The 7,011-nt window shown below is 30.3% G+C and carries 12 protein-coding genes; all 12 read left to right on the top strand.

What is annotated here, in order from left to right; translation table 11 throughout:
* Positions 1-51: 51 nt before the first annotated feature.
* The 12 genes from E5347_RS16580 to E5347_RS16535 all read left to right on the top strand — a co-directional run bounded on the left by E5347_RS16580 (position 52) and on the right by E5347_RS16535 (position 6,365).
* Positions 52-474, top strand: coding sequence for a hypothetical protein (locus E5347_RS16580; protein ID WP_136008335.1), 423 nt, complete (start codon positions 52-54; stop codon positions 472-474).
* 168 nt (positions 475-642) lie between these two features.
* The gene (locus E5347_RS16575) at positions 643-1,065 is read left to right on the top strand and encodes a hypothetical protein (RefSeq protein WP_136008334.1); all 423 of its coding nucleotides are present in this window, start codon (positions 643-645) and stop codon (positions 1,063-1,065) included.
* Positions 1,066-1,091: 26 nt separating this feature from the next.
* Positions 1,092-1,373, top strand: coding sequence for a DUF4176 domain-containing protein (locus E5347_RS16570; protein WP_136008333.1), 282 nt, complete (start codon positions 1,092-1,094; stop codon positions 1,371-1,373).
* Positions 1,374-1,403: 30 nt separating this feature from the next.
* Positions 1,404-1,862, top strand: coding sequence for a hypothetical protein (locus tag E5347_RS16565; protein ID WP_136008332.1), 459 nt, complete (start codon positions 1,404-1,406; stop codon positions 1,860-1,862).
* Positions 1,863-2,391: 529 nt separating this feature from the next.
* Positions 2,392-2,508: a DUF4176 domain-containing protein gene (locus tag E5347_RS17140; protein ID WP_243109811.1), complete on the top strand. Its 117-nt coding sequence runs from the start codon at positions 2,392-2,394 to the stop codon at positions 2,506-2,508.
* Between the two features lie 46 nt (positions 2,509-2,554).
* Positions 2,555-2,719 carry a hypothetical protein gene (locus E5347_RS17135; RefSeq protein WP_243109810.1) on the top strand — a complete coding sequence of 55 codons (165 nt, stop codon included), beginning with the start codon at positions 2,555-2,557 and terminating at the stop codon, positions 2,717-2,719.
* Positions 2,712-3,149, top strand: a complete 438-nt coding sequence (locus tag E5347_RS16555) for a YwqH-like family protein (protein WP_136008331.1) — start codon at positions 2,712-2,714, stop codon at positions 3,147-3,149. The genes E5347_RS17135 and E5347_RS16555 overlap by 8 nt, the downstream gene beginning before the upstream one ends.
* A gap of 17 nt (positions 3,150-3,166) precedes the next feature.
* The gene (locus E5347_RS16995) at positions 3,167-3,328 is read left to right on the top strand and encodes a hypothetical protein (protein ID WP_168354988.1); all 162 of its coding nucleotides are present in this window, start codon (positions 3,167-3,169) and stop codon (positions 3,326-3,328) included.
* The gene (locus tag E5347_RS16550) at positions 3,319-3,717 is read left to right on the top strand and encodes a hypothetical protein (RefSeq protein WP_136008330.1); all 399 of its coding nucleotides are present in this window, start codon (positions 3,319-3,321) and stop codon (positions 3,715-3,717) included. The genes E5347_RS16995 and E5347_RS16550 overlap by 10 nt, the downstream gene beginning before the upstream one ends.
* Before the next feature lies 1 nt (position 3,718).
* Positions 3,719-4,948 carry a T7SS effector LXG polymorphic toxin gene (locus E5347_RS16545; RefSeq protein ID WP_136008329.1) on the top strand — a complete coding sequence of 410 codons (1,230 nt, stop codon included), beginning with the start codon at positions 3,719-3,721 and terminating at the stop codon, positions 4,946-4,948.
* On the top strand, positions 4,909-5,796 hold the full coding sequence (locus tag E5347_RS16540) for a hypothetical protein (protein WP_136008328.1): 888 nt from the start codon (positions 4,909-4,911) through the stop codon (positions 5,794-5,796). The genes E5347_RS16545 and E5347_RS16540 overlap by 40 nt, the downstream gene beginning before the upstream one ends.
* Before the next feature lie 11 nt (positions 5,797-5,807).
* Positions 5,808-6,365, top strand: a complete 558-nt coding sequence (locus E5347_RS16535) for a hypothetical protein (protein WP_136008327.1) — start codon at positions 5,808-5,810, stop codon at positions 6,363-6,365.
* Positions 6,366-7,011: the final 646 nt, after the last annotated feature.

The following is a 7,011-nucleotide window of genomic DNA, read 5'->3' as shown; positions in this document are numbered from 1 at the left end:
GGGATTATATATCAGATGGATGGAATGATTTTTGGGATTAGAGGTGATTAAATGAAGGAAATAATGGTATTTCTGGTTCTTGCAATAGTATCATATCTACTTAGAAGATTATTTATTTGGATAGATAAAGATAGTTTTATAGATGAAAGGGAAACTACAGGAACCATTACAAGAATTATTGATGATGAAGGTGGAACCATTATGTATTACGTTTCTTTTGTTGATGAAGATGGAATTTATATGGAAGGACAATCGATACATTATTCTTCAACAAAGGGTAAATACAAAATAAATGATACAGTATCAATTAAGTATTCTATTAATAAAAAGGGACGTGCACAAGTTTCTTTGTTAGATGATGAACTAGTATCTTGTGCTGAGTCAGTCAAGACAGCGTCTAGAAATATGCTTATTGCTAGTATTGTGTTTTTAATAATAGCAGCAATATTTTTTGTTAAGAATATATTGCTATAACAATCATTTCTGAGAGTAACAATTAAACCATAACAAATAATAGGGTTTTGATGAAGTTGTATGTTTAAAGGATTATTACAATGGAATCTGAAGTTCTTGATGCAGTATCGGCAGCATGGGATTATATATCAGATGGATGGAATGACTTTTAGGATTAGAGGTGATTAAGTGAAGGAAATAATGGTATTTCTGGTTTTTGCAATAGTATCATATATACTTAGAAGATTCTTTATTTGGATAGATAAAGATAGTTTTATAGACGCAAAGGAAACTACTGGAACCATTACAAGAATTATTGATGAGGAAGGTGGAACTATTATGTATTATGTTTCCTTTGTTACTGATGATGGAATGTATATGGAAGGACAATCAATATACTATTCTTCAACAAAAGGTAAATACAAAACAAATGATACAGCTGCAATTAAATATTTCATTAACAAAAATGGGCGTGCACGAGTTGCTTTGATAGATAATGAACTAGTAACTTGTGAAAAGTCAATCAAGACAGCAGCTAGAAATATGCTTATTGCGAGTATTGTGTTTTTAATAATTGCAGCAATATTTTTTGTTAAAAATATATTGCTATAATAAATAAGAGGATTGGAGGAATTTAAATGTTTAATGGATTATTACCAATAGGATCTGTAGTTCTTCTTAGTGGAAGTACAAAAAAAGTTATGATTATTGGGGTTTGTCAGAGGAGTGCAAATGATCCTAAAAAAATATGGGACTATACAGGTGTTGTTTTCCCAGAAGGTTTTTTAGCACCAGATAAAATGTTTATGTTCAATAATGAACAAATTGAACAGGTATTTGCAATGGGCTATCAGGACGAAGAGCAGCTTGCTTTTAAGAAAAAAATAGATGTTGTTATAGAAAATTTAAGAAAGGCTTAATTCTATTAAGTTATATTGAGAGGAGAAATTATGAGAAAGAAGTTTAAAGTATTATTTATATGTATGTTTGTATTATTAGGTATGGTTGGATGTAGTGCTAAGGTGGGTAAAAGTATGTCTTTTACATACTCTGTTGATACTGGAGATAAAGTTAAGTTAACTTTGGATACATCAGATAACTATAAATTGACCTCTGAGTTACCATTTAGTATTTTAAAAGATGAGGAAACGCTGAGTCAAGGTAAATTTATTACTGAAGAAAGTTATAGTCAGCTTGTAGATACTGTTAAGTCAGATGAGAAAGCTACACTTATTGATTCTGGAAATAAGGAAGGAAATGAATATATATTCTGGTCTTATAATGAGTCAGAGTATAATTATGCAGTATTGATTTCTGACTCTGAAACAGGAGTAATAATTGGTAACCCAGTATCAGAGGAGTCTGCAAAAGAATGTTTTGAAAAAATTGATATTAGTAAGGTAGAATAGCTCCTACTGTTGAATTAGTGAAATATAATTATGGTTCAAAATTCAAAGAAGAATAAAATTGTTGTGAGCAATGGCCTAATGTAAGGTCATTGCTTATAATTATACTTTGTATGGTTAATATAGGTAAATATTATATATTATTGAAATTGAGTAGTGCGAACTAATGTTAGACGGAATTGATAAGCACTCTAGTTAATTTTATGCTTATTATATAATATGTTAAGGTTATGATGTTTTACTCAAAAATGGGTAAATAATAGTGTTATTAATATAATTGCAGCAATATTTTTTGTTAAGAGTATATTGCTATAACAAATAAGAGGATGGAGGAATTTGAATTTTTAAAGGATATTAAAATTATATTAAATGAGGATTTAGTTTATTCTTATCAAAATTCCATTAAAGATTTAAAACTCAAAAAATGCAATAATTCCAAAGTATTAGAAGTAAATGAAAGTAGATAATTAAAAAGAAAATTAAAATTGAGATTATATTTAAATTAAGTAAAAAGTGAAAGTGAGAGGGACGTATGGAAACAAATAAAATAGATTATTTGCCTTTGGGCAGCGTTGTGATTTTGAATGGTGGAGTACAAAAAATTATAGTAAATGCAAGGGGGATGGTTGCATTTACTATAATTTTTTGATTATGGAGGAAGCTTTTATCCACAAGGAATAATTGGAGATCAGATTATGTATTTTAATCATGAGGATATAAAGAAAATTATTTTTACTGGGTATTCAGATGATGACGACAAATTTATGATAGATAACATAAATGAATGGTTTGAAAAATCAGGGTTTGAAAGAGGAAATACCTTAGAGATTAAGAATGCTAGGAGTGGTCTAAATGGCTAACAATAATTACTGGTTAATTAGGCAAAAACAAAATGAAAAGTATAGCTATCAGTCATCTAAGAGCAATAAGCAAAGAACATATGATAATAACGTAACTAAGCTAAATCGACTTTATAAGGCAAAATCTACACTGGTCAGTCAAAAGAGTTCTGCTAATGACAGATACAAGAGTGTTAAATCTTATGTAGAATCGTCTGATTATTCGTACAATTGGAAAGGCAACAAAGCAAATAAAACTAAAAATAATATTAGTGGGAATATTGTAAGTTCCTATAGTGCATATGTAAAGCTAATAGACAATCATTTGGATGCTTTGTGTGATGAAATAACTCGTATAGAAAATCAAAATAAGCAGCTTAGAGGGGATATTCTATATTTGGGTTCTTTAATTAATAGCTTGGCCAATGAAATTGGAAAGTTATTTAACTGAAAGGAATTGGTGAAAGTATGGGCTTGATAGGAATAAATGAACTTATATTTTTACAAACTACATCAAAGATGACCACAGCAGGAAATGCAATAGATAGTACTATAACATCATGGAAATCTCAAGGTGAAAAATCAATGGCTTTTTCACGGTTTGTAGATAATTATAATAGGTGGATGTAGCCATTGATAGTATTAATCTTTGTGGTATATCTGTTTACTTAATTCTAAAAATTAAGAAATTTAAAATAGGACTAAGAAAGAATATATTTTTATACCTAGTCTGCTTAGTTTTTGGTTTATCTAGTTTATGGAATACTAAAAACTTCGTATTAGATTTAGTTTTAGGTCCTCAGAAAACTCAATTATATGATATAGGGATAGAAAAAAGGCAAAGTGCTAAAGGGATTATTGGGTTGCATTATTATTTAAAAGGAACTGATGAAAATGGAGACAGACATACAATCGAAATATCTGGGAGCGATTATAATCGTATGAAAGTGAATACATCAGATTCAATTGTATTCACATACTATAAAAATACAAATAGATTATATAAGCTTGGAGGTTAAAATGGGGAGTAATCAGTATAATATAAAATATTCCTCAATGGATCAGCTATATATAGATATTTGTACAAAAACACAAGGATGGTATCAACAGTTAGATTCTTGGAAAACAAGTTATACAAGCTTAATTAATATGACAAGTTTTAATGGACAATCTGCTACAGCTGTAAAATCTTATCTTGGAGAAGTCCATGAGTTTTTGTTACAATCAATTTATGTAGCCATTAGTAGGTTTCAAGCAGATTATTTACTTTATAAAAATAAGTATTATACTATTGAAGATAATATTTATGCCACTATGTCAAGAGAGACAATTAAATCCATTGAAGATAAGTTAAGCAATGAAGTTAAATATTTAAACAACATATCTAATGAAATAGACAGAAGTCTTAATTCTATACCTGATATTTATTGGAGAGGAAAACCATCAAAAGCAACATTGGAAGGATATTTTAATTCTGAAAAAAATTCATTGGTGGCTCTTAATACTAGTATAGAAAACTACGAAAACAATCAATATGCTGTAGCAAATGGAGAGTTAAAAAGTCTATTAGAAACATTGAAAAGTACAATTGTTCTATATAGTGGTTCGACAAATTCAGTGTTATCATATAAGAGTGGGGATTTAATTAATAAGACACAAGTATTAGATTTATATAATAAGGTACAATCAAGTGTAGAATATGTAGAGAATAACAAAGAAGAAATTGAACTTGCAGCTTTAAATCAAGAAGAAGTATTTTCTCAAATGCAAAAAGATTATGAAGAGGCATTAGAAGCTAGAGAAGACGAAGGTAGGGTGAAAATTATTACTGGATCTCTAGCAGTATTAATAGGTGGTGCAGCAATAATTTTAACTGCAGGAGCAGCAACACCAATTGTAGTTACTGCAGCAGTAGCTGGAACAGGTAGTATGGTATATGGTGCCAGTAATATTGCTGAAGGCAAAGAAGATGTCTATTATGCTTCAATAGGAGATTTAAATAGTGTAGCTATAAATCCTATAAGAGATACAGTATTTATGGGAAATCAAGGGGTATATGATTTATGGGGAAATCTTAATATGGTAGTTGCAGGCTTATGTATTCCAGTTTCACAGGCAGTAAATGGAGTGGCAGGAGCAAGTAAATCTATCATTGCTAAAGAAGCAGTGAAGGCAATTGGAAAGGAAGCAAGTTTTGCTATAGGAGTAGATTGGGCAAGTATATTACTAATTTTGCAGCCGGTGAGTTAGAATTAAATCAAACAGAGTCAACTCTCCTTAATTTAGGCTTAAATTTTGGAATTGGAATTGGTGGTTATAAACTTAGAACGAAATTTTTTGGAGAAGCATCATTTGCAAAAGGAATGAGTTATGATGATGCTAAAAGATATAATGATTATTGGAAACAAGTAGAATCAGGAAATAATACAGGATATCCAGGACTTAGCGATGTAGATGTTAAATTATGGAAATTTGCAGATAATAAACTAAATAATCATATAGCCTTAAATAAGGTGGATTTCAATGAAGTTGTAAAACTTAGGATGGAAGCATTAGAATTAGAGAATAGTCTAAGAGTAGTTGATAATGGGGCGGCTAAAGCAATTGAGAGGGCTATAGCAAATGGAACACCAAAAACTTGGAAAGAGTTTTTAGCTGTGAATTCAGAAAGAAGTGTAGAAGAGGTATCGAGTTCTTATATAAAACTTATTGAGGGACAGTCTCCATGGCCTGAAAACTTTGTACCACAACAAAAAATCCTCAAGCCTGGAGATACTTTTCAGATGGCACTAGATAGTACGCAACCGGTGACGTCACCGGGTGGTTTCGCTACATTTGACAATATAACTAATGTCGATTATGTTAGAAATAATCTAGCGGTAAAATCAGATTGGAAAGTAGATTGCAGTAAAGTTGTTACTTATAGGGTTAAACAAGGTGTAGAGTTACCTGTACTTGAAGGACCAGTTGGACCACAAATAGATATAAATGCTGGCAAGTACTTACCTGGTGGTGGAAGTCAAATACAAATGTTACTTGATAGAAGCGTTAACAAAATGGACTACTTAGAGGTTATATCAATACGCTCAATTAATTAAGGAGGGGAAAAATGACTATTGAAAATTTCATTTGGGATAGCCAAAATCAAAGTGTAAGTTGGGAATATAATGGGAAAATAATTAAAGAAACATATGAGAATGCATATTTTGCTACTGTTAATACACAGGAAAATTTTGTGTATGTTGAGGCAGGGCAAAATTATTCACAAGATCAAGTATATCATCTCTCTTTTGATGGAAAACGAATATTTACACTTAATAAGTTAAGTGGCAAAGTTAGCTGGTTATATCAAGACAAAATGGTTGAAGTTGCTTGTAAAAGTATTGTAAATGCTCAATTCTATATTGAGAATGGGGTGATTATAGTAATTACAGCTTTAAGTCAATCTCATAGAAAGTTACAAGGCTTTGCATTAGATGGTATATTGTTGTTTGAAAAGGAGCCACCACATGGGTATAATTTTGTGAATTTATCAATCTATAAGAATAAACCTTCCGTTGTTTGTGATGGAGGAAAAACAAATTCTGATGCTTACGGCAGAAGTAGCTGGCATTTTGCTATTGATATTAAAACAGGTGATATGACTAAAGAAAATTTAGCATATTGAGAAGTTTAAACTGGTAAGTAATGTATTAAATGATCTTTTCTGACCACATACTTCTAGGGGGAATTTACTAAGAATAAGACTTAATGCTTCTTAAAGGTTGTTGAAATGTAGGAAAGACAAAACACACTACATAATTTCGATAATGCAGTGTGTTGTAACTAAAAGAAAAATTAAATATATATATATATATATATAACAATAATAAGAGTCAATGTTTTTTTATAAAGAAGCATTGACTCTTTTTCTCAGTGTTTCGAACTTTCAAAAGAGTGGAAACAAGTTGAAGTCTATTCATATAAGGATGTGATAGAATACTTTTCTACATTATGACTAAAATAAAATTAAATATATTTTACTAAATATGGGAAAAAGCAATGTGGAGTGATAGAATGGTTATATAGATGAAATACTCAACTATATAAAAAAATATAGATGGATTTCTTAGTGGTAAATTTGAGGTAATAACTTCAAAAGGATCTCTAGCAGTATTAGTAGGTGGAGCAGGAACACCAATTGTAGTTAACGCAGCAGTAGCTGGAACAGGTAGTATGGCATATGGTGCTAGTAATATTGCTGAAGGCAAACAAGATATCTATTATGCTTCAATAGGAGATTTAAATAGTGTAGCTATAAATCCTATAAGAGA

Origin of the sequence: Clostridium sartagoforme (assembly GCF_004794105.1) — a bacterium.
Taxonomy (GTDB): domain Bacteria; phylum Bacillota; class Clostridia; order Clostridiales; family Clostridiaceae; genus Clostridium; species Clostridium sartagoforme_B.
The sequence above is the reverse complement of the archived record's forward strand: the minus strand, read 5'-3'. Positions and strand labels throughout refer to the sequence as shown.